The organism is Microbulbifer sp. ABF4_143 (genome assembly GCF_056160225.1).
In genome coordinates, this window is sequence record NZ_JBSWWT010000006.1 from 109,336 (window position 1) to 130,522 (window position 21,187).

Genomic DNA, 21,187 nt, shown 5'->3' on the forward strand with positions numbered 1-21,187 from the left:
TATGTTGTGGCGTTCAAATAGTCAGTTTAGGTCGTACCGTGAAGCTCGATCCCCCGTTGCAGCGGGCCACTCTGCTGCGCCGCTACAAGCGTTTCCTCGCCGATATAGAGATGTCGTCCGGCGAGGTGATCACCATCCACTGCCCGAATACCGGCTCGATGAAAAACTGCTGGAGCGAAAACACGCCCTGCTGGTATTCCGATTCCGGCAATCCCAAGCGCAAGTACCGCCACACCCTGGAGGTCACCACCACGCCGGAGGGCGCCCTGGCCGGGGTGAATACCGGCCGCGCCAACGCGCTGGTTGAGGAGGCGATCGCCGGCGGTGTGGTTGCGGAGCTGCAGGGCTACGAGACACTGCGCCGCGAGGTGCGCTACGGCGACGAGAAGAGCCGTATCGACCTGCTGCTGTCCGGTTCCGCCGGCGACTGCTATGTGGAGGTCAAGAACGTGACCCTGGCCGAGGGAAGCCGCGGCCTCTTTCCGGATGCGGTCAGTAGCCGCGGCGCCAAGCATCTGCGCGAACTGCAGAAGCTGGCGCAAAACGGCGTGCGCGCGGTGCTTTTCTACTGTGTGCAGCACACTGGAATCGAGACGGTGGAGGCGGCGCGGGAAATAGATCCCGATTACGCGGCGGCCCTGGATGCGGCGGTTGAGGCGGGAGTGGAAGTGCTCGCTTACCGGGCGCGTATCGGCGCCGGGGAGATTGCGCTCGCGGAGGCTGTCCCCTTTGTCAAACGGGGCTCGTAGGGGCAGCAGGGCCGCCACGGGATCACTGCTGGGCCCGGGCGTCGCCCGGGACAGGGCGAACACAGGGTTCGCCCCTACATGGGCCTGAGGAATTAGTCCGCGAGCAGTACGTAGAGCCCCTCCCGGGTGTGCTCGATCGGAACCGGCGTCAGCGAATCGCCGGCGCAGGGGCCGGCGATACACTCGCCGGTTTCTATCAGGAACAGGGCGCCGTGGGAGGCGCACTGAATCAGCGCGCCGTCCGGGTCGAGGAACTGGTCTTCCTGCCAGTCGAGGTTGATGCCGCGGTGTGGGCAGCTGTTCTTGTAGGCGTAGACCTCGCCGTCTTTCATCACCGCGAACACATTGTCGGTTCCGGCTGCGGTGTCGCCAACGGAGAAGCCCTTGGACTGCCCCTCGGTCAATTCATCGTAACGGCAAAGAAAATATTTCTGCATACTGCTCGGGGCTCTCCACCCATCGCCGGCCATTTATTCAGGGGCGGCGAGTGTAACGGATGTCTCGTACTTTTGCCCGTCGCGCACAAAGCCGAGGCTGACCTCGTCGCCGGCGCGGTGGTTTTCCAGTACGTTCAGCAGGTCGTCGTAGCTGCGCACCGGCTGCCGGTCCACTTCCACGATCACATCGCCCAGCTGCCAGCCGCCGCCGCGGGTGCGGTAGATGCCGCGCAGGCCGGCCTCCTCGGCGGGCATGCCCGGCGCGGTGCGCAGCACGGCCACGCCCTCGAAGCCGTAGCGACTGGCCCACTGGTCCGGTGCCGATTCTATGCCCAGCACCGGGCGCACCAGGCGGCCGTGGGCGATCAGCTCCGGCACTATCTTCTTGACCGTGTCCACCGGGATCGCGAAGCCGATACCGACGCTGGCGCCGCTGGGGCTGTAGATGGCGGTGTTGACGCCGATCAGGCGGCCGCTGGAGTCCAGCAGCGGGCCGCCGGAGTTGCCCGGGTTGATGGCCGCATCCGTCTGGATCACATTGCGGATGGTGCGGTTATTGGCCGCCTGTATCTCCCGTCCCAGAGCGCTGACGACGCCGGTGGTCAGGGTCGTGTCGAGGCCGAAGGGGTTGCCGATGGCGAGTACCTTGCGCCCCACGGCGAGGTTCTTCGAGGTGCCGACCACCAGCGGTTTCAGCAGCTCTCGCGGCGCGTCTATCTTCAGTACCGCCAGATCCTTCTCCGGCGCCGAGCCCACCAGCTCCGCGGGCCACTCGCTGCGGTCCTGCAGGGTGATGGTGACCTTGCGCGCGCCCTCGATCACATGGAAGTTGGTCACCACATGACCCCGGTCATCCCAGATAAAGCCGCTGCCGGCGCCCTTGGGCACCGTGTGCAGGCGCAGGGTCCAGCGGTCGCGCACCAGGGTTTCGTTGGTGACATAGACCACCGAGGGACTGGCGAAGTTGAACACCTGCATGGTGTTGATTTCGTCGTCGGTGGAGAAGGTTGGAATCTGGGGCGTCGCCGGGGCGAAGCCGGAGAGCAACAGCAGTGGCGCGGCCAGCAGCAAGGTCTTGAGCTTGTTCATGGTCGGCGGTATGCAGTTTCGAAGTGATTTGGGCATGTTAACCCGGCAGAGTCGCCGGGTTAACAGCCGCGGACTGAAAGCGCCCTGGGCCTCCCGTTAGCGGGGGCTCTGCAGCGCCAGGATGCGGTCTTCCAGCGGCGGGTGGCTGGCCATCAGCGCGCCCATGTTGCCGAAGATGCCGAAGGCCTTCATGTTGCTGGGCAGGGCCGCTTCGTGGCCGGCTTCGGACTCCGCCTTGATGCGCTGCAGGGCGGCGATCATCGACTGGGGGCTGGCCAGGCTGGCACCGGCCGCATCCGCGCGGAACTCGCGCCGGCGGCTGAACCAGGCCACCACCATCATCGCGAAGATACCGAAGATGATATCCATGATGATCGAGGTCACATAGTAGCCGATCCCCAGGCCCTGCTCGTTTCTCAGCAGCACCCGGTCGACGAAGAAGCCGACCAGGCGGGCGAAGAACATCACGAAGGTGTTCACAACCCCCTGTATCAGCGTCAGGGTGACCATGTCGCCGTTGGCGACGTGGCCTATTTCGTGGCCGATCACGGCGCGCACCTCGTCGCGGTTGAAGCGCTCCAGCAGGCCCGAGCTGACGGCCACCAGGGCGCTGTTGCGGTTCCAGCCGGTGGCGAAGGCGTTGGCCTGGGGCATCGGGAATATACCCACGTCCGGCATGCCGATACCGGCCTTTTGCGACAGCTCGCGCACCGTTTCCACCAGCCACTGCTCGTCGGCGGTGCGGGGCTGGTCGATGACCTGGGTGCGGGTGCTGATGCGGGCGATGGTCTTGGACATCAGCAGCGAGATAAAGGCACCGCCGAAGCCGAAGATGGCACACATCGTCAGCAGGCCGCCCAGGTTCAGGTCGACACCGTTGGCCTGGAGGATGCCCTCGATCCCCAAGAGGTTGAAAATAATGCCAACCAGGACCAGAACGGCCAGGTTGGTCAGCAGAAAGAGACCAATGCGCAACATCGGTGTTCTCCAAGTTGAATTTCTTAAGAGGAAGTTTAGATAGGGGCGGCGGCGCCGCTTTCAAGATCCGCGGCGCGGCCGACAGACGAGGGGGCTCACTCGGAACTCTGCGCGGCGAGCAGGCGGTCGGCCTCGCTGGCCAGGCGCTGTTTCAGGTCGGGATCCAGGTCGTTCCAGTGCACGTCGAGCAGCGCGCCCTGCAGGGCGTAGAGCATTACTCTGGAGGCGTTGATGCCGCGGCTGCGAATGCTGATAAAGGCTCCCACCGGGCCGACCCGGCGCAGGTCCTCACAGGAGCGGATACCGATGGAGTGCAGTATGTTGACAGAGGCGAGGCCCAGGTTTTTCAGTTGTAACAGCTCTGATTGACTCGGGTGCATGTGGTTGTCCCTAACTTGCTCTAACTTGGTTGAGCTCTAAATCGTTGCGGCTCAATCCGTTGACCGCGCGATTGAACATAGCATAAAACAATAAAGGGCCAAACTTTCATCAGCAATGGTGCTAAAGAGAGGTGGCGTATCGAGTTCGGTATTGGAAGGTTTTCGATGATTTCGGGGCCTCCTTGTCACTCGACCTTTTTTGATAGAGTAGAGTTTTTTGGTTCCTTCACTTTAGTCTGCTTTGTACTTTTTTCCTGTTGGTGAGAGCGTCATGAGCACAACATTGGCCGCGCCGCTGGAGCGCATGCTGTTCGGTCTCACCGATGAGCACGTCGTTGTCGAGCCGCGCTCGGGGCAGCTGCTGCACCCGGAGGCGCTGGTCGCCTTCGAGCGTCTCTGTGCCGACGCGCGCGACGCCGGCTTCGACCCGCGCCTGGTGTCCGGCTTCCGCAGCTTCGAGCGCCAGCGGGTCATCTGGAACCGCAAGGCCGCGGGCCTGCGCCCGGTGCTCGACAGCGCCGGCGCCCCGCTGGATCTGGCGCGGTTGTCGCCGGAACAGATCGCATTCGCTATATTGCGCTGGTCGGCACTGCCGGGCGCCTCGCGCCATCACTGGGGTACGGATTTCGATGTGGTCGACGCCGCGGCGGTGCCCGCGGACTATTGTCCGCAGCTGACGCCGCAGGAAGTGGCCGACGAAGGTGTCTTCGGCCCCTTCCACCGCTGGCTCGACCGGCGTATCGCGGCCGGGCAGAGCTACGGGCTCTTCCGCCCCTACGCCGAGGACCGCGGCGGCGTGGCGCCGGAGCGCTGGCACCTGAGCTATGCGCCGCGCGCGCGCGAGCTGCAGCGGCTGCTGACCGCGGAGCGGCTCTGTGAACAGTTGCAGCGCTGTGAGTTGGAATTGTGCGACACTGTGTGCGCGCAGATAGACGAGATATATACCCGCTTCGTGCGGGTGCCGGAACACTGCTATCCGGACAGCCAATAACCGAGGAGCCGATCATCGAAGGTGAGATTGACAAGCGCGACGTCTGGGGCGCGATGCGCGCCGAGGCGAGCGAGGCGGCGGCCGGTGAGCCGGTGCTGGCGAGCTATTTCCACAACACGGTGTTGCGCCACAAGTCCCTCGACGATGCGCTCTCCTATCAGCTGGCGTCGGTGTTGGACCACAATGCGCTGACCGCCACCGCGCTGCAGGAAGTCATCGCCGCGGCGCTGAAGAGCGACCCGTCCATTTCCCGCTGCATGCGCGCGGATATCTGTGCCTGGTACGACCGCGACCCGGCCTGCGATCAGTACCTGACCCCCTTCCTCTATTTCAAGGGCTTCCACGCGCTGCAGTCGCACCGCGTGGCCCACTGGCTGTGGGGGCAGGGACGGCACACGCTGGCGCTCTATTTCCAGAGCCGCGTGTCGGAGCAGTTCGCGGTGGATATACATCCGGCGGCCCGCTTCGGCTGCGGCATTATGATCGACCACGCCACCGGCCTGGTGGTGGGCGAGACCAGTGTGGTCGAGGACGATGTGTCGATACTGCACTCGGTGACCCTCGGCGGCAGCGGCAGTGGCGGCGGTGACCGCCACCCGAAAATCGGCCGCGGTGTGATGATCGGCGCCGGCGCCAAGATACTGGGGCCGGTCAGGATCGGCGCGGGCGTGAAGATCGCCGCCGGCAGCCTGGTGTTGAGCGACGTGCCCGAACACACCACCGTGGCCGGCGTTCCGGCGCGCCGGGTCGGCGGCACCACAGTTGCCGCGCCCGCCTATACCATGGACCAGACCCTGGACTCCGACGAATAAGACGCATAAGAAGAGGCAAGCCGATGTCGCAACCCAACTCCCAGCTGACCTACAGCCTGATCTTCCGCGGCGACCTGGTGCCGGGCTTCACCGCCGCTGACGTCAAGGCCAACCTGGCGCGCCTGTTCAAGGCGGGGCCGGAAACCGTCGAGAAACTCTTCAGCGGCCGCCCGCTGGCGATCAAGAAAGGTCTGACCGAGGCCCAGGCCGAGCAATTGAAAGCGACACTGGCCAAGATGGGCGCCCAGGCCGCGCTCAAAGCCGAGGGCGAGCCTGCGCCGGCGCCGCGGGTGGAGGAAAAGCCGCAGCCGCAAACGGCGCAGCCTCAGGTGCAGCCCGACTGGAGCCTGGCGCCGATGGAGGGCAATCTGGTCAAGGAGCACGAGCGGGAGCGGAAAGAGGCGGTGCGGGTGTCTGTCGATCACCTGAGTCTGAAACCGGCGCAGGGCAATCTGGTCGACGAGAGCGAGCGCGCGCGCAAACCGCCGGTGGCGGTGGATATTCCCGACTGGCAGATCGACCCGTAGGGGCGAACACAAGGTTTGCCCCTGCGACAGTCACAAAAAAACCGGCGCGGGGCCGGTTTTTTATTGGGCTCAGTCAGGCTCAGCCGTTCTCTTTCAGGTAGCGCTCGCGGGAGGCCAGCACTTCGGCGCGCGCCGCTTCGGCGTCGGCCCAGCCGTCCACCTTCACCCACTTGCCGGCTTCCAGCGCCTTGTAGTTCTCGAAGTAGTGCTCTATCTGCTTGATCAGCAGCTCCGGCAGATCGGAGATCTCCTGCACGTGGTCGTAGAGTTTGGTCAGCTTGCTGTGGGGGACCGCCAGCAGCTTGGCGTCCACGCCGGACTCGTCGGTCATATTCAGCACGCCGATCACGCGGGAGCGGATCACGGAGCCGACCATCACCGGGTAGGGGGCCACAACCAGCACGTCCAGGGGGTCGCCGTCTTCGGACAGGGTCTGGGGCACATAGCCGTAGTTGGCCGGGTAGAACATCGGGGTGGCCACGAAACGATCCACGAATACCGCGTCCGCGTCCTTGTCCACTTCGTACTTGATCGGGTCGTGGTTGGCCGGGATCTCGATGATTACGTTGATATCGTTGGGCAGGTCCTTACCTGCGGGGATCTTGTCGAAGCTCATTGCTGGTCCTGACTGAAGAGTGATCGGAAATTTGGGAGCGCGGATTATAAACGCTCGACAGCGACGCTGAAAGCGGCGCCCTTATAGCCGTTAGTTAGGGCCTGCCAACCTCCTGGCGGGTCTATCCTGTTACCAGCCACAACAACCAAACCGATAACAACAGGGAGGCTGGCCCCATGCTGAACCCCAGGGAAATCGGGACTGCCGAGGAGGCGCGCGCCATTGTCGAGGAGCGCGGCCTCAGCCACGTCAAGGTGGGGCTGTTCGACAACGACGGCGTTATGCGCGGCAAGTATATGAGCCGCGAGAAGTTCCTGTCCTCGCTGCAGCACGGCTTCTCCTTCTGCGACGTGGTGCTGGGCTGGGACGTCAAGGACCAGCTGTACGACAACGCCCGCTACACCGGCTGGCACACCGGCTACCCGGACGCGCCGGTGCGCATACTGCCCGAGAGCTGCCGCGAGGTCCCCTTCGAGGGCGATATGCTGCTGTTCCTGGCCGAGTTCGACGGCCAGGCCCAGGCGGTGTGCCCGCGCGCGACCCTGCGCCGGGTCATCGAGCGCTGCCGGGGGCTCGGCTTCGAGCCGCTGGCGGCGCTGGAATACGAATTCTTCCTGTTCGACGAGACCCCGGATTCGGCCCGCGACAAGGGCTTCCGCAACCTGAAACCCTTCACGCCGGACTGGTTCGGCTACTCGATGCTGCGCAACTCGGTGCACGCGGAGCTCTACCGGGAGATTCTCGACCTGTGCGAGCGGATGGACTTCCCCCTCGAGAGCCTGCACACGGAAACCGGCCCCGGCGTGCTGGAGGCGGCCATCACCGTCGACTCGGCCACGGCGGCCGCGGACAAGGCGGCGCTGTTCAAGACTTTTATCAAGGTGCTGGCCCAGCGGCTCGGCCTGATGGCCACCTTTATGGCCAGGTGGTCCGCCGACTATCCGGGCCAGAGCGGCCATATCCACCTGTCCCTGCGCGACCGCAGCAGCGGCGTGTCCGCCTTCTTCGATCCGCAGCAGCCGCAGAATATCAGCGATGTGCAGCGCCACTTCCTCGCCGGACAGCAGCGGCTGATGCCGGAGTTCCTCGCCCTGCTGGCGCCCACGGTCAACAGCTACCGGCGCCTGGTGCCCGGCTTCTGGGCGCCCACAGACGCCACCTGGGGGGTGGAGAACCGCACCGCGGCCCTGCGCGTGATTCCCGGCAGTGACAAGTCCCAGCGCACCGAATACCGCCTCGGTGCCGCCGACGCTAATCCCTATCTGGCCCTGGCCGCGGCGCTCGGTTCCGGGATCTACGGCGTGATGCAGCGGTGGGAGCCGGGGGACGCGGTGGCCGGCAACGCCTACGCGGCGGAACAGCCGCCGGAGCTGGCGCTGCCGCGCACCCTGTGGGAATCGGCCCAGCGGTTCAGGGCCTCGGACGCGGCGCGGGAGCTGTTCGGCGGCGATTTCGTCGAGCACTTCGCCGCCAGCCGCGAGTGGGAGGAGCGCGAATACCGCCGCCATGTCAGCGACTGGGAGCTGGATCGCTACTTCGAAATTATTTGATCGACCGCCGAGCCCAGGCCCGCCAAACCGCCGAGAAAAAATGTGAACAAACTGCAGTGCATCTCCCCGATCGACAACTCAGTTTACGTCGAACGCCCCCTGGCCAGCGGGCCCGAAATCCGGGCCGCGCTGGACAGGGCCACCGGCGCCCAGCCCGCCTGGAAGTGCACCCCCGTCGCCGAGCGGGTCGCAATAGTCCGCCAGGCGGTCGCCCTGATCAGCGGGCGCCGGGAAAAGCTCGGCGAGGAACTCTGCTGGATGATGGGCCGCCCGCTCCGCTTCGCCGGCGGGGAAATTCTCGGCTTCGCCGAGCGCGCCAACCATATGGCGGCCATCGCCGAGCAGGCCCTGGCCGATATTCAACTGCCGGACAAGCCCGGCTTTATCCGCTTTATCCGCCGCGAGCCACTGGGTATCTCGCTGGTCATAGCGCCCTGGAACTACCCCTACCTGACCGCCGTCAACGCGGTGGTACCGGCGCTGCTGGCCGGTAATGCGGTGCTGCTGAAGCACTCGGCGCAGACGCCGCTGTGCGCCGAGCGCATGGTCGAGGCCTTCGCCGAGGCCGGTCTGCCGGAGGGGGTTTTCCAGTATCTGCACCTGAGCCACGGCGATACCGAGCGATTGATCCGTGCAGCGGAAATCCATCACGTCGCCTTTACCGGTTCGGTGGCCGGCGGCGAGATGGTCGAGCGCGCCGCCGCCGGCCGTTTTATCCACGTCGGCCTGGAGCTCGGCGGCGTGGATCCGGCCTATGTGCGCGCCGACGCGGATCTGGATCAGGCGGTGGAGGCGGTGGTCGACGGTGCCTATTTCAATTCCGGCCAGTCCTGCTGCGCTATAGAGCGCGTCTATGTGCACGAGCGGCTGTTCGACGATTTTGTCGCGCGCGCGGTCGAGTTGGTGCGCCGCTACCGGCTCGGCCGCCCGGACGATCCGGAAACCACCCTGGGCCCGCTGGTGCGCGCCGAGGCCGCAGACCTGGTGCGCGCACAGATAGACGAGGCGGTGGCCGCCGGCGCGACCGCCCATATAGAGCCGCGCGATTTCGAGATGGACAGGCGCGGTACCCAGTACCTGGCGCCGCAGCTGCTCACCGGCGTGCACGGCGGTATGCGCCTGATGCGCGAGGAATCCTTCGGCCCGGTGGTGGGGGTGCAGAAGGTACGCGATGATTCACAGGCGCTGGAACTGATGAACGACAGCGACTTCGGCCTGACCGCGGCTATTTTCAGTCGCGACGAACAGGCCGCACTGGCGCTCGGCGACCGGCTCGAGGTCGGCACCGTATTTTTAAACCGCTGCGACTATCTGGACCCGGCCCTGGCCTGGACCGGCGTCAAGAATTCCGGGCGCGGCTGCAGCCTCTCCGGTGTCGGTTTCGAGCAGCTGACACGGCCCAAATCCTTTCACTTCAAGAGATGATGATGAAGATCGAATGGAAATACCGGCTCGGTGCAATCGGCGTTTTGTTCGTTTTGTCCCACTCGCTAAGCGCGAATGAAATCGTGGCAAGAGATGCCGCTGTGCCCGTCCCGGAGGGTTGGTCGCCAAGCAAGCGCGAAGACTCCAAGGCTGTCTATTTCCAGCGCGCGGATGGAAAAGCGCAGATCGTCATTCAGGTGCGATATACCAGGGGCGGAAGTCAGGATTTGAGTTTGTTCCTCGAGCACTACCGGGAAAACAACTGGCCCGTCAGCTCGGTTCAGATCGGAGATTACTCCGGTTACTTCATTCCTTTCGAATTGGACGACGGCTGCCATGCCAACTGGATTCTGTTGAATGGCGGCTATTTACTGTCGGCGGGCTATGTTGGTGACTGCGACTCCGTAGATTATAGGCCGGTCATCGAAATGATTGAATCGGTGAGACCTATTGAGCGCTGATCAATGGTCATTGTGGGAATAATTTTCCAGCGGGATTTCTGGCGTGAAAGGGCTAAGTCGAATCATTGGTTGCTGTCTTGCGTGTGTATTTTCCTGGCCGGCAGCCGCGGAAGAGTACCGGCTTTCCCATGCGATCATACCGGTTGGTGAGGGTTGGTGTGCCGAAGCTGGAGAGACGGCGGATAGCGTTACGCTAAAGAGTAATGACTCTGGTGCGCAAGTAAATGTCTTTATCATCTACTCTCCTCAAGGCGTTGGTCGGGAAGCCAGGAAACGGGTGGAGCAAGTCCAGTGGGATTTGGGAAGAGAAGTAGAAAGCGTAACAATCGGGAACTTTTTCGGTTTTGTATCGAAATTTAGTAGTGACGATAGCTGTGTTGTTTACTGGCATTTGTATCGTGGCAACCACCAACTGATGATTGGATACGAGGATCAATGTAAATCCATCGATCAATTCGATATAGAGGGTTTTGTTCGTTCGACAAGAATTGTTGCGAAACAATAGTTTTGATACAGGGAGGTGAGCGAATTTGAAACAGGCGAACTGGAACTACCCCACCGCGATACGCGTCGGCCCAGGCCGCGTCGCCGAGCTGGTCGACGCCTGCCGCGAACTCAGGATGCGCAAGCCGCTGCTGGTCACCGATCCGGGGCTGGCAAAATTGTCGCTGATACAGGGTGCGCTGCAGATATGCCGCGACGGCGGCCTGCAGGTCGAGGTTTTCTCGCAGATCAAGGGCAATCCCAACGGCCGCAATATCGCCGACGGCGTCGAGGTGCTGCACCGGGGCTGGCACGACGGTGTTATTGCGATCGGCGGCGGCTCGGCGCTGGATGCGGGCAAGGCCATCGCGCTGATGGCGGGGCAGAAGCGGCCGATATGGGATTTCGAGGATCAGGGGGACAACTACCTGCGGGTCGACGAGGACGGCATGGTGCCGGTGGTTGCGGTGCCCACCACCGCCGGTACCGGCTCCGAGGTCGGGCGCTCGTCGGTGATCACCGACGATGAGGCGCAGCGCAAGCGCATTATCTTCCACCCGAAGATGCTGCCGGCCATCGTCATCCTGGATGCGGAACTGACGCTGGAACTGCCGGCCGAGATCACCGCCGCCACCGGTATGGATGCGCTGTCCCACTGCCTGGAGGCCTTCTGCTCGCCGTCGTACCACCCGATGGCGGAGGGCATAGCGCTGGAGGGGATGCGCCTGGTCAGGGAGTACCTGCCGCGGGCGGCGGGAAATGGCGCCGACCTGGAGGCGCGCCAGCAGATGCTGGTGGCTTCCAGCATGGGCGCCACCGCCTTCCAGCGCGGTCTCGGCGCCATGCACGCGCTGGCCCACCCGCTCGGCGCCCTCTACGATGCCCACCACGGCCTGCTCAATGCGGTGCTGATGCCCTATGTGCTGATCGCCAACCGCGGCGCGATCGAAGAGCCGGTGGCGCGGCTGGCGCGCTACCTGGATCTGCCCGGGCGCGGCTTCGATGCGGTCCTGGCCTGGGTGCTGGGGCTGCGTGAACAGCTGCACATCCCAAACCGGCTGCGGGATATCGGTATAGACGACGCCGAGGCGGAAAGGGTCGGCCGCATGGCGGCGTCGGACCTTTCCGCCGCCGGTAACCCGATAGCGTTCGATGCGGAGGACTACCGGCAGATCTTCACGCGCGCCTGCGAGGGCACTCTGACACTGTAGGGGAAAAATGTAACAGATGACCGCGGCCGGGCGACGGAAGGGGACAGCAACAGAACAGAAAGGAGCCGAATGTGCGCCGATTGATCATCCTATGGTTTTCGCTGGCGGCAATCGCAGCCTATGCCGGGGACGCGCAGAGTGTCCGCACCGCCATCTTTGCCGGCGGCTGCTTCTGGTGTATGGAGCCGCCCTTCGACAGGCTCGAGGGCGTGCTGGAGACCACCTCCGGCTACAGCGGCGGGCAGCTGGAGAACCCCAGCTACGACCAGGTGTCCGCCGGCGGTACCGGGCACGCGGAAGTGGTGCAGGTAAAATACGATCCGGACAGGATCAGCTACGCGCAGCTGCTGGACGTCTTCTGGCGCAATGTGGACCCGCTGGACGGCGGCGGCCAGTTCTGTGACCGCGGCAACCAGTATCGCAGTGCCATCTTTTACGGCAGCGAAGAGGAAAAGAAGCTGGCCGAAGCGAGCAGGGCGGAGGTCGAGAAACAGCTGGACAAGCCCGTCGCCACGGAAATCGTCGCTGCCGGCGTCTTCTATCCCGCCGAGCGCTACCACCAGGATTACTACCAGCGCAATCCGATCCGCTACAAGTACTATCGCTACCGCTGCGGGCGCGACCGGCGCCTGGAGGAAATCTGGGGCAGTGCCCCGGCCCATTGATTCAGGTCACATACCGGGAAGCCGCTATGCAAAGTGCGTTTGACAGCCTTGTGGGGCTGAGTCTCGAGTGGACCGGTGTCCACCACTCCGAAGCCGGAGACTTCACCGAGCTCTCCACGCATACCGTCTCCTACGAAACCGAAAGCGAATGCTATGTGACCGCCGGCGGCAAGCTGGTGGGAGAAGCCGGCTATTCCTACAAGCGTCTGGATGCGCGCATGGCGATCGTTATCTATCGCCCGCAGCTGTATCGGGGCAGGAGCGGAATCGCGCTCTACGCGATGCTGGACTTTGAACGCGCGACCGATCGCGCTGTTATACTCGCCGACGGCGAACCCTTTGCGGTTGCCGCTGGTACCTTTCGCGTCGTGGATACGCCGGCGAGGCCCGTCGCTTCGGGGAATAAAAAGGAGTAGGAAAACAATGAACGAACACGAAAAAATCAACTACGTCGAGTTTCCGTCGAAAAATCTCGGCGCCACCAAGGCGTTTTTCGAAAAGGCGTTCGGCTGGTCATTTGTCGACTATGGCCCCGAGTACACCGCCTTTTCCGGGCAGGGACTGGACGGCGGTTTCTTTCTGGCGGACGCGCATTCCAGCACCGACAAGGGCGCCGCGCTGATCGTGTTTTACAGCGCCGATCTGGAGCGCACGCTGGAAAAGGTGCAGGGCGCCGGCGGCGAGGTAATCAAGCCGATCTTTTCCTTCCCCGGGGGCAGGCGCTTTCACTTTGCCGAGCCCTGCGGCAACGAGTTTGCGGTCTGGTCCGACCAGGGCGCATAAAGACCGACCCGATTGATTCGAAACCGCCTCTCTATCCAGACTCTCCCGCCAGCCGAGTGCAGCCGGCGTCCGCGCGGGTGAAGGTCATAACGCCGTCGTCGAAGCGCCCGAAGCGTATTGTCAGCAGATCGCGCAGGTAGTTCTGGTGGTTGCGCCAGGGCGGGCGGTGACCCTGGCGCGGCAGTATGTCGCGGGCGCGGCGTACATAGCCTGACTCGAGGCCGATCAGCGGCTCCGTCTGCAGGTCCCGATCCAGCCGCGGGGTGAAGGTGTCGTAGCCGTTCTCGCGCATATGTCTGAACAGGCGGCACAGGTAGTCGCAGGTGAGATCGATTTTCAGCGTCCAGGTGTTGTTGGTGTAGCCGAACAGCGCCGCCATATTCGGCACGCCGCCGAACATCATGCCGCGGTAGTTGACCAGTTGTTTCGAGTCCAGCGGCCTGCCGTCTATACGCATCTCGGCGCCGCCGAGAAACTGCAGCACCAGGCCGGTGGCCGGCACCACCAGGTCCGCCTCCAGATGGCGGCCGGATTCCAGCGCCACGCCGGTTTCGGTAAAGCGCGCTATGCGGTCGGTGACTATGCTGGCGCTGCCGTCGCGCAGGGCGTGGAACAGATCCGCATCCGGCACCAGGCACAGGCGCTGGTCCCAGGGGTTGTAGTCGGGGTCGAAGTGGGGCGCCGCCGGCACCTCGCCCAGCTCCCGTTGCGCCTGGCGGCGCAGATAGCCGCGCACCCTCTGCGGCCAGCGGCGCGAGGCCTTGTACAGAAAAATCGACAGCAGAATATTGACCCAGCGGGTAGCGCCCCAGGCGATCCGCGCGGGCAGGATTTTCTGCAGAAAACTGCCCACGGGATCCACCAGCGGGCGCGACAGCACATAGCTGGGCGAGCGCTGCAGCATGGTGACATGGGCGGCCCTGCCCGCCATCGCCGGCACCAGAGTCACGGCGGTGGCGCCGCTGCCGATCACCACAACTTTCTTGCCGCTGTAATCGAGATCTACCGGCCACTGCTGCGGGTGCACGAGTCTGCCGCGGTAGTCCGCCAGCCCGTCGAAGTCCGGCATATAGCCCTTTTCATAGTCGTAGTAGCTGGTGGCTGTGATCAGGAAGCGGCACTGCAGCGCGATCACCTCCCTGCTCCCGTCCTCTGCGGTGCGCTCGACTTCGAGGCGCCAGAGCCTGTCCTTCGACGACCAGTCGGCGCTCAACATGCGGTGGCGGAAGCGGATCTTCCCGTCCACGCCGTATTCGCGTGCCGTGTCGCGCACATAGTTGCGAATGGATTCGCCGTCCGCCAGCGCCTTGGTGCCTTGCCAGGGGCGGAAGCTGTAGCCGAAGGTGAACATATCCGAGTCGGAACGCACACCGGGGTAGCGGAATAGGTCCCAGGTGCCGCCGATACTGTCGCGCCCCTCGAGAATGGCGAAGCTGAGGTGGGGGCAGTTGCGGGTCAGATGACAGCCGGCGCCGATACCGGATACACCGGCGCCGATAATCAGAAGGTCGAAGGTTTCCATGGTCCGTCTCAATTATTGTATTTATCGGCAGGACCTTAACACGGCCCGGGGGGCTGCGGAGCCGCGTAGCTGGCGGATTTCGAAATCCGCACCGGAGCCTCCCCAGAATTCCCCCTGACGAATTGCGCCGCCGCATATAGGTTTCACCTTAATCGAAAATTATTCGTCTTCTTTGTCACGCATCCCGCTGTTTCCGCCGCAACAAAACAGACCGCTATTTTTCACTGTCCTGACATCTCTTCTTAGGAATCCCGGTGCAGAATCCGCCCCGCCAATTGCGGCAACCGATACCGATAGGGACTGACAATGACTAAATGCAATATATCGCTGCAGCTGGCGCTGTGGCTGTCGCTGCTGGCGGGCGGCGCCCAGGCCGGCGGCCTGGTTATTTCGGAATATGTCGAGGGCAGCGGCAACAACAAGGCGCTGGAAATCTACAACGGCAGCGGCTCTGCGGTGGATCTCGAAAATTATTCCGTCCGGGTCTACTTCAACGGCGCCACTTCCGCCGGGGCCGATATCGCCCTCGGCGGCAGCCTCGCCGATGGCGAGGTGTTCGTACTCGCCCATTCGGGGGCGGATGCGGCGCTGCTCGCCGAGGCCGATCAGACCTACGGCGGCGGCCTGTTCAATGGCGACGACGCGGTGGCCCTGGTAGGCCCGGCCGGCCCCGTCGACGTGATCGGCCAGATAGGCGTGGATCCCGGCAGCCGGTGGGGCGATGCCGCCATCGGCACCCAGAATCAGACCCTGCTGCGCAACCCCGAGGTGGCGGATGGCCGCACCGACGGCAGCGCTCCCTTCGATCCGTCCCTGGAGTGGAGCAGTGCCGGCCAGGACAACTTCTCTGACCTGGGCCGGCACGGCGGCAGCGGCGGTGTCACCCTGGGCCGCTGCGGCGACCCGGCCACGCGGATCAGCGCGGTACAGGGCACGGGCGCGGCCAGTCCGCTCGCCGGCGAGCGCCACGAGATAGAAGCGGTGGTGGTCGGCGACTTCCAGGATGCCGCTACCGGTCTCGGCGGCTTCTTCCTGCAGGAGGAGGACGGCGACCAGGACGGCCTGGACACCAGTTCCGAGGGCCTGTTCGTCTACGACAACGGCTTCGGCGTGGATGTGCAGCAGGGCGACCTGGTGCGCGTCGGCGGCCGGGTCAGCGAATACTACGGTCTCACCCAGCTCGACCGGGTCGACGGCGTCAGCGTCTGCGGTAGCGGCCACAGCGTCAGCGCCGCCCAGATCCGCCTGCCGTTTGCCAGCGCCGATCAGCCGGAGCGCCATGAGGGCATGCTGGCCGAGTTTGCGCAGACGCTGACCGTCAGCGGCAACTACAACCTGGCCCGCTACGGCGAACTGGTCCTGTCCGCCGGCCGCCTCTACACGCCCACCCATATCGCCGAGCCCGGCGCCGCCGCCCTGGCGCAGCAGGCGGCGAACGACCTCAACCGCCTGCTGCTCGACGACGGCTCCAGGCTGCAGAACCCGGAAACCATTCCCTATCCGGCTCCGGCCCTCAGCGCCGCCAATACCCTGCGCGCCGGCAGCACAGTCACCGGCCTGCGCGGCGTTATCGGCTACGGCTTCGGCGCCTACCGGCTGCAGCCGGTGCAAGCGCCGCAATTCACCGCCGCCAATCCGCGCACCTCCGCACCGGCACTGCCGGGCGAAGGCAGCCTGCGTGTCGCCAGCCTGAATCTGCTCAACTATTTCAATGGCGACGGCAACGGCGGCGGCTTCCCGACCGCCCGCGGCGCCGACACTCCCGACGAGTTCCAGCGCCAGCGCGACAAGGTCATCGCGGCCATTCTCGCCACCGGTGCGGATATCGTCGGCCTGATGGAAATCGAGAACGATGGCTACGGCGCCGAGAGCGCGATACAGGACCTGGTCGACGGCCTCAACGCCGCCGCCGGTGGCCAGATCTATGCTTTCGTGAATCCGGGCCTGGCGCAGCTGGGCAGCGACGAAATCGCCGTGGGTATCATCTACCGGGCCGACAGGGTGCGGCCCCTGGGCGACGCCGCCACGCTGGCCAGCTACCCCTTCGACGACCTGAACCGCCAGCCGCTGCTGCAGGCCTTTACCGAACTGGCCAGCAATGAATCGCTGGCGGTGGTGGTCAACCACTTCAAATCCAAGGGCGGCTGCCCCAATGACGGAAGCCTGAACGACGACCAGCGCGACGGCCAGGGCTGCTGGAATCAGGCCCGCACCCAGGCCGCCGAGGCGCTGGCCGACTGGCTGGCGACAGACCCCGCCGGCACGGGCACCGAAGGCGTGCTGATACTCGGCGACCTCAACAGCTACGCGAAGGAAAACCCGATCACCGCGCTGCAGGATGCCGGCTACACCGATCTGCTGGCCCACTTCCACGGCGACGCGGCCCACTCCTACGTGTTCGACGCCCAGGCCGGCTACCTGGACCACGCCCTCGCCAACGCCGCCCTGGCCCCGCTGGTGACCGGTACCGCCGACTGGCATATCAACGCCGACGAACCGCGCGCGCTGGACTACAACACCGAGCACAAGAGCGAGGCACAGCGGGATTCCCTCTACGGCGCCGACCCCTACCGGGCCTCCGACCACGACCCGCTGGTGATAGAACTGGACCTGCGCGCCGGCAACGCGGCTCCCAGTGCGGACTTCACCACAGAGGCGCAGGGCAAGCGCGTGCGCTTCACCGACCGCAGCAGCGACAGTGACGGCAATATCGTCGGCTGGCACTGGGACTTCGGCGACGGTGAAACAAGCTCCGAACAGCACCCCAGCCACCGCTACCGCGAGACCGGCAGCTACACGGTGATCCTGCAGGTGGAGGACGACCGCGGCGCGCTGGCGACTTCAGCGCGGGAGCTGCTGGTGCAGGATAGCGACGCGGGACCCCAGGCGCGCTTTCGCGTGAGGCGTTTCTTCAACTGGGTACTGGTGCAGGACCGCAGTCGCGAGGGCAGTGACGGGCACCTCAGTTTCCGCTGGGAGTTCGGTGACGGCACCGAGGCGCAGGGGCGGCGGGCCTGGCACCGCTACGAGCGGCGCGGCAACTACGCGATCACCCTGACGGTCAGCGACAGCGACGGGCGCGAGGACAGCGCCACCCACTCCGTTTCCATTCGCGGGCCCTGGTGGCTGCCGTTCTGATTTCGGATTCCTGTTTTATTGATGTTTTGCAAAGCGAGCCTTTCCGGCTCGCTTTTTTTGAGTTCGAGGCGGGCAGTTTATAGCGGTACCTGAATAAAGCGATGACGACCGCCAAGCGATTTTATTAAATTGAAAATTAGTACCAGCTGAGTATCCGGCGCCTGCGGTCGGATATGGGTATTTTCATGTGGTCATGTATGGATATTCGTGGCTAAATATGGCCACATCAGAACAGCGACGATTTGCCGCAGAATGTGGCAGAAGAAAAATACTGGAATGCTCAAAAGACAGTGGCCAAAAATACTTGACCACTACAGTCGCCTCGAGCGGTTGATGTTTGTCAAAAAATCCTGTGCGCCTGTGGTTGCCTAACGGAGGTATAGTGAAAGAAAAAGGAAGTCCTGTATATCAGCTTTTTTTGTTGGTGCTTAGTATTTATGTGCTTGGTGTGGTTTGTGTTGATCTTTTTGTTGTCAAAGATCCGGAAATCAAGCTGGTATTGCAGTATATAGATTTCGCTGTCTGTCTGGTTTTTCTTGCAGATTTCTTTGTAAATTTGCTTTCTGCGGAAAGCAAGAGGAGATATTTAAAGTGGGGGTGGATAGACTTGGTTGCATCAATCCCTGCCCTTGATCCATTGCGCTGGGGAAGGTTGTCGCGTGTTGTTCGTATACTAAGGTTTATTAGAACAATAAAATCGTTAAGAGTTCTTTATCAGTCGTTGCAAGAGAGTAAGTTTCAAAGTTTTACCTTTTTTGTTTTGCTTGTAACTTTTTTGGCCTACACATTAGGTGCGAGTCTGATCCTTGAATTCGAAAGAGATTCAGGCGGCACTATAAATACCGCACCTGAGGCTCTGTGGTGGGCATTCTTAAATATAATGAATGCAAAGGTCTCCATATCACAGGCGGTAACTGCTTCCGGGATGGCGGTAACAGTAGTTTTGAACAAGGTTGGGCTGCTGTTATTTGCTTATTTCAACGCGATACTGATCGCTTGGCTTCTTCAAAAAAGGATTGATTACAGGCGGAAAGTCAGTGTAAGCGATGATGGGATGCCGCCGGCTGACAGTTTTTCCTGTGATACTAGGTTGAAAACTCAACAAGTAAATCCGTGAGTACTGGGGGTGTAATTATAGCGGCTGTATATACAGTGACAGTATTCAGCTGGCAGTTGCCTCCTAGGGAACCTCTGAATAATTCCGCGATACCTCTGGCTTGCAGAGCGGTTCACAATCAAGGCGCGGCTTCGCAGGAATGTCTAGACCTTTCAAGAAGCCGCAACGCAGAGTGTGAACCGCTCTGCAAGCTCCGCAGAGGCATTGCGGAATTATTCAGAGGTTCCCCAGGAACTGTGCATAACTTGGACTGCTGACGGTGTAGTAGTCTTCTTGCCTCCTGGCTTCGGGAGAACGGATTCTGTTTAGAGTTTTGTGTTGTCTCTTTTGGGTCAATGGTTAAAGAGGTGATGCTGAATGCTCCTCCTCGGAGGAGCTATCGACCCCAAGATGGATTTGATTGTTTTGCGGACAATTTGGTACGTCTGTTGGATTTCTAGAGCGGGGAGCGCCGATCGGGGTGCAGAAAATTGGGAATGGCACTGATAAAACGCCGTTTATATTTCCTGTGCCTCGACTACCATGGGTCTGCACCCAATAATTGCCAATCTACCTGGCTGCAGTTGATTCGGTGTAACGGCGGCTGTGGCGGAAAATATGCGGTTTGATATTCCTCTTTTCGAACTGGCGGGGTCTGCGGTGTCATTGGTCGAATAGATGGCGTCACGTCGCCCCCTAAAGCGACGAGGTCGAGTTCGACAAGGAGAACAATAATGCAATTTGCACCAAAGACCACTTCTCTCGCTGTGGTATTCAGCCTGTTTGCGTTGCCCGCGATTGGGAATGCACAAAGCGAACATGCGTTTTCCCATGCCAATCCCAATGCGAATTTTCTGCGCTGCGGCACCAAGACGCCAACTCACGCGGAAGCGGAGTTGAAGGAGCGGCACTTTAACAGCATGAAGGGCAAGCCGGGCGGCAGTGGCTATACGCCCCGCCCCGCGGGCTCCGTGGTTGTCGATGTCTATATGCACGTGATCACAGACAGCAGTAACAATGGCATGCTTTCCTCGGGCGATATCAATGCCCAGATCAATGTGCTGAACAATGCCTACCGCAATACGCCGTTTACCTTCCGGCTGGCGGCTACGGATGTCACCGCAAACGATGCCTGGTATACCGCGGGGCACGGTTCGAGCGCCGAAGCGGAAATGAAGGCGGCGCTGAGGCAGGGGGACGCCGGCGACCTGAATTTTTATACCAACAACATGGGTGGCGGCCTGTTGGGCTGGGCGACATTCCCCAGCGACTACGCATCCAACCCGGTCAATGACGGCGTGGTGGTGCTCTACCGCACGCTGCCGGGCGGCGATGCGGAGCCCTACAATGAGGGCGATACGGGAACCCACGAGGTGGGGCACTGGCTCGGCCTGTACCACACCTTCCAGGGCGGCTGCGGCGGCAGCGGTGACTATGTCAGCGACACCCCGGCCGAGAAGAGCCCGGCCTACGGTTGCCCGGTAGGGCGCGACAGCTGCACCAAGGGCAAGAATGCAGCGGGTCTGGACCCGATTGAAAACTTCATGGACTATACCGACGACTCCTGCATGTACGAGTTTACCGCCGGCCAGGCGCTGCGCGCCGATGAGATGAGTTTCGTCTATCGGAATCTGTAAGCGGCGTTGCGCCGAGATCCGGGGAGGCGACCAGTCGCCTCCCCACTTTTACCGGTGTACTATGTGTAAAGCGCGATGGAATTTTCTGCTACTGCTGTTGGCACTGTCTGCCGCGATGGTTCACGGCGGCGAGCGCTTGATGGTGCCGGAGTATTTCACTTGCGATCGCAACCTGGTCACCTCCTGGACCGGCGTCGCGAGCCGGTACAACCGCGGCGAGCACAGCCTGAGTCTGACGGTGGCTACCGACGCCGACACGCTGGAAAGTATCCGCTTCGAGTATGAGTCCGCCGATGCCCTGTTGGCGCGGCTCTATATTCACGGGCGCCGCTTCACCGAGAGCGATTGGAGCGCCATCGAGGTATCCAGGGGGACTCTGATCGAAGGCGTCCGGCTGACGGTGTGGCTGTGCGAGGACAAAGAGACCGCCGCGGTGATCGAGTGGCGGCCGCCCCCGGATGTGATTCGCTAATGCCAGAAGGCCGATCAGTGTGTCGGATTCTTCACTCGCTAGCCGAAGATGCTTCGAGTAAAGGCCTGTTGTCTGGCAGTTAAGAAAATTGCAACTTCCGCTTCCGTTCAAGCCGCAATTGGGGTTTTCAAGGGGGCACCCTCCCGCCGCGCACAAAAAAGCCCC

General features: G+C 62.6%; 22 protein-coding genes. 16 read left to right on the forward strand and 6 right to left on the reverse strand.

The genetic code is table 11. The features are described 5' to 3' along the window. Positions 1-38: 38 nt before the first annotated feature. Positions 39-749: a DNA/RNA nuclease SfsA gene (sfsA, locus tag ACXAF3_RS06505; RefSeq protein ID WP_475111481.1), complete on the forward strand. Its 711-nt coding sequence runs from the start codon at positions 39-41 to the stop codon at positions 747-749. Between the two features lie 92 nt (positions 750-841). Here sfsA and ACXAF3_RS06510 read toward each other — a convergent pair whose 3' ends face one another. The 4 genes from ACXAF3_RS06510 to ACXAF3_RS06525 form a co-directional block, all read right to left on the reverse strand. Then, positions 842-1,186 (reverse strand): Rieske (2Fe-2S) protein, encoded by a 345-nt coding sequence (locus tag ACXAF3_RS06510; RefSeq protein WP_475111482.1) that lies wholly within the window; start codon positions 1,184-1,186, stop codon positions 842-844. A gap of 33 nt (positions 1,187-1,219) precedes the next feature. Then, positions 1,220-2,275: a S1C family serine protease gene (locus ACXAF3_RS06515; RefSeq protein ID WP_475111483.1), complete on the reverse strand. Its 1,056-nt coding sequence runs from the start codon at positions 2,273-2,275 to the stop codon at positions 1,220-1,222. Between the two features lie 96 nt (positions 2,276-2,371). Continuing rightward, complete coding sequence (gene htpX, locus ACXAF3_RS06520; RefSeq protein WP_475111484.1) at positions 2,372-3,253, reverse strand: protease HtpX; 882 nt, start codon at positions 3,251-3,253, stop codon at positions 2,372-2,374. A gap of 95 nt (positions 3,254-3,348) precedes the next feature. Continuing rightward, positions 3,349-3,633: a TfoX/Sxy family protein gene (locus ACXAF3_RS06525; RefSeq protein WP_475111485.1), complete on the reverse strand. Its 285-nt coding sequence runs from the start codon at positions 3,631-3,633 to the stop codon at positions 3,349-3,351. Between the two features lie 271 nt (positions 3,634-3,904). Between ACXAF3_RS06525 and ACXAF3_RS06530 the strand changes: the two genes are divergently transcribed. From ACXAF3_RS06530 to ACXAF3_RS06540, 3 genes are read left to right on the forward strand one after another with little or no spacing between them, the layout of a single operon-like run. Then, the gene (locus tag ACXAF3_RS06530) at positions 3,905-4,624 is read left to right on the forward strand and encodes a M15 family metallopeptidase (protein WP_475111486.1); all 720 of its coding nucleotides are present in this window, start codon (positions 3,905-3,907) and stop codon (positions 4,622-4,624) included. A gap of 53 nt (positions 4,625-4,677) precedes the next feature. After that, positions 4,678-5,436: a serine O-acetyltransferase gene (cysE, locus tag ACXAF3_RS06535; protein ID WP_475111487.1), complete on the forward strand. Its 759-nt coding sequence runs from the start codon at positions 4,678-4,680 to the stop codon at positions 5,434-5,436. A 23-nt stretch (positions 5,437-5,459) separates the two neighbouring features. Beyond that, on the forward strand, positions 5,460-5,963 hold the full coding sequence (locus ACXAF3_RS06540) for a hypothetical protein (protein ID WP_475111488.1): 504 nt from the start codon (positions 5,460-5,462) through the stop codon (positions 5,961-5,963). Between the two features lie 79 nt (positions 5,964-6,042). On the opposite strand, the gene ppa is transcribed toward ACXAF3_RS06540, so the two are convergent. Beyond that, positions 6,043-6,579 carry an inorganic diphosphatase gene (gene ppa / locus ACXAF3_RS06545; RefSeq protein WP_475111489.1) on the reverse strand — a complete coding sequence of 179 codons (537 nt, stop codon included), beginning with the start codon at positions 6,577-6,579 and terminating at the stop codon, positions 6,043-6,045. A gap of 176 nt (positions 6,580-6,755) precedes the next feature. On the opposite strand from ppa, the gene ACXAF3_RS06550 reads away from it, so the two are divergent. The 8 genes from ACXAF3_RS06550 to ACXAF3_RS06585 all read left to right on the forward strand — a co-directional run bounded on the left by ACXAF3_RS06550 (position 6,756) and on the right by ACXAF3_RS06585 (position 13,157). Next, complete coding sequence (locus tag ACXAF3_RS06550; protein WP_475111490.1) at positions 6,756-8,129, forward strand: glutamine synthetase family protein; 1,374 nt, start codon at positions 6,756-6,758, stop codon at positions 8,127-8,129. 42 nt (positions 8,130-8,171) lie between these two features. After that, a complete protein-coding gene (locus ACXAF3_RS06555; RefSeq protein ID WP_475111491.1) occupies positions 8,172-9,554 on the forward strand; it encodes an aldehyde dehydrogenase family protein in 1,383 nt (460 codons plus the stop codon). 2 nt (positions 9,555-9,556) lie between these two features. Then, positions 9,557-10,015: a hypothetical protein gene (locus tag ACXAF3_RS06560; RefSeq protein ID WP_475111492.1), complete on the forward strand. Its 459-nt coding sequence runs from the start codon at positions 9,557-9,559 to the stop codon at positions 10,013-10,015. A 43-nt stretch (positions 10,016-10,058) separates the two neighbouring features. Beyond that, on the forward strand, positions 10,059-10,520 hold the full coding sequence (locus ACXAF3_RS06565) for a hypothetical protein (protein ID WP_475111493.1): 462 nt from the start codon (positions 10,059-10,061) through the stop codon (positions 10,518-10,520). Positions 10,521-10,545: 25 nt separating this feature from the next. After that, positions 10,546-11,709, forward strand: a complete 1,164-nt coding sequence (locus ACXAF3_RS06570; RefSeq protein ID WP_475111494.1) for an iron-containing alcohol dehydrogenase — start codon at positions 10,546-10,548, stop codon at positions 11,707-11,709. Positions 11,710-11,780: 71 nt separating this feature from the next. Beyond that, positions 11,781-12,374: a peptide-methionine (S)-S-oxide reductase MsrA gene (gene msrA / locus ACXAF3_RS06575; protein ID WP_475111495.1), complete on the forward strand. Its 594-nt coding sequence runs from the start codon at positions 11,781-11,783 to the stop codon at positions 12,372-12,374. A gap of 26 nt (positions 12,375-12,400) precedes the next feature. Next, on the forward strand, positions 12,401-12,790 hold the full coding sequence (locus tag ACXAF3_RS06580) for a hypothetical protein (protein ID WP_475111496.1): 390 nt from the start codon (positions 12,401-12,403) through the stop codon (positions 12,788-12,790). A 7-nt stretch (positions 12,791-12,797) separates the two neighbouring features. After that, positions 12,798-13,157 carry a VOC family protein gene (locus ACXAF3_RS06585; protein WP_475111497.1) on the forward strand — a complete coding sequence of 120 codons (360 nt, stop codon included), beginning with the start codon at positions 12,798-12,800 and terminating at the stop codon, positions 13,155-13,157. A 31-nt stretch (positions 13,158-13,188) separates the two neighbouring features. Here the strand turns inward: ACXAF3_RS06585 and ACXAF3_RS06590 are convergent, their stop codons facing one another. Then, positions 13,189-14,679, reverse strand: coding sequence for a flavin-containing monooxygenase (locus tag ACXAF3_RS06590; RefSeq protein WP_475111498.1), 1,491 nt, complete (start codon positions 14,677-14,679; stop codon positions 13,189-13,191). Between the two features lie 306 nt (positions 14,680-14,985). On the opposite strand from ACXAF3_RS06590, the gene ACXAF3_RS06595 reads away from it, so the two are divergent. The 4 genes from ACXAF3_RS06595 to ACXAF3_RS06610 all read left to right on the forward strand — a co-directional run bounded on the left by ACXAF3_RS06595 (position 14,986) and on the right by ACXAF3_RS06610 (position 21,022). Further along, the gene (locus ACXAF3_RS06595) at positions 14,986-17,817 is read left to right on the forward strand and encodes an ExeM/NucH family extracellular endonuclease (RefSeq protein WP_475111499.1); all 2,832 of its coding nucleotides are present in this window, start codon (positions 14,986-14,988) and stop codon (positions 17,815-17,817) included. 382 nt (positions 17,818-18,199) lie between these two features. Next, positions 18,200-18,934: an ion transporter gene (locus tag ACXAF3_RS06600; protein ID WP_475111500.1), complete on the forward strand. Its 735-nt coding sequence runs from the start codon at positions 18,200-18,202 to the stop codon at positions 18,932-18,934. A gap of 713 nt (positions 18,935-19,647) precedes the next feature. Beyond that, the gene (locus ACXAF3_RS06605) at positions 19,648-20,550 is read left to right on the forward strand and encodes a zinc metalloprotease (protein ID WP_475111501.1); all 903 of its coding nucleotides are present in this window, start codon (positions 19,648-19,650) and stop codon (positions 20,548-20,550) included. Between the two features lie 61 nt (positions 20,551-20,611). Next, a complete protein-coding gene (locus ACXAF3_RS06610) occupies positions 20,612-21,022 on the forward strand; it encodes a hypothetical protein (RefSeq protein WP_475111502.1) in 411 nt (136 codons plus the stop codon). Positions 21,023-21,187: the final 165 nt, after the last annotated feature.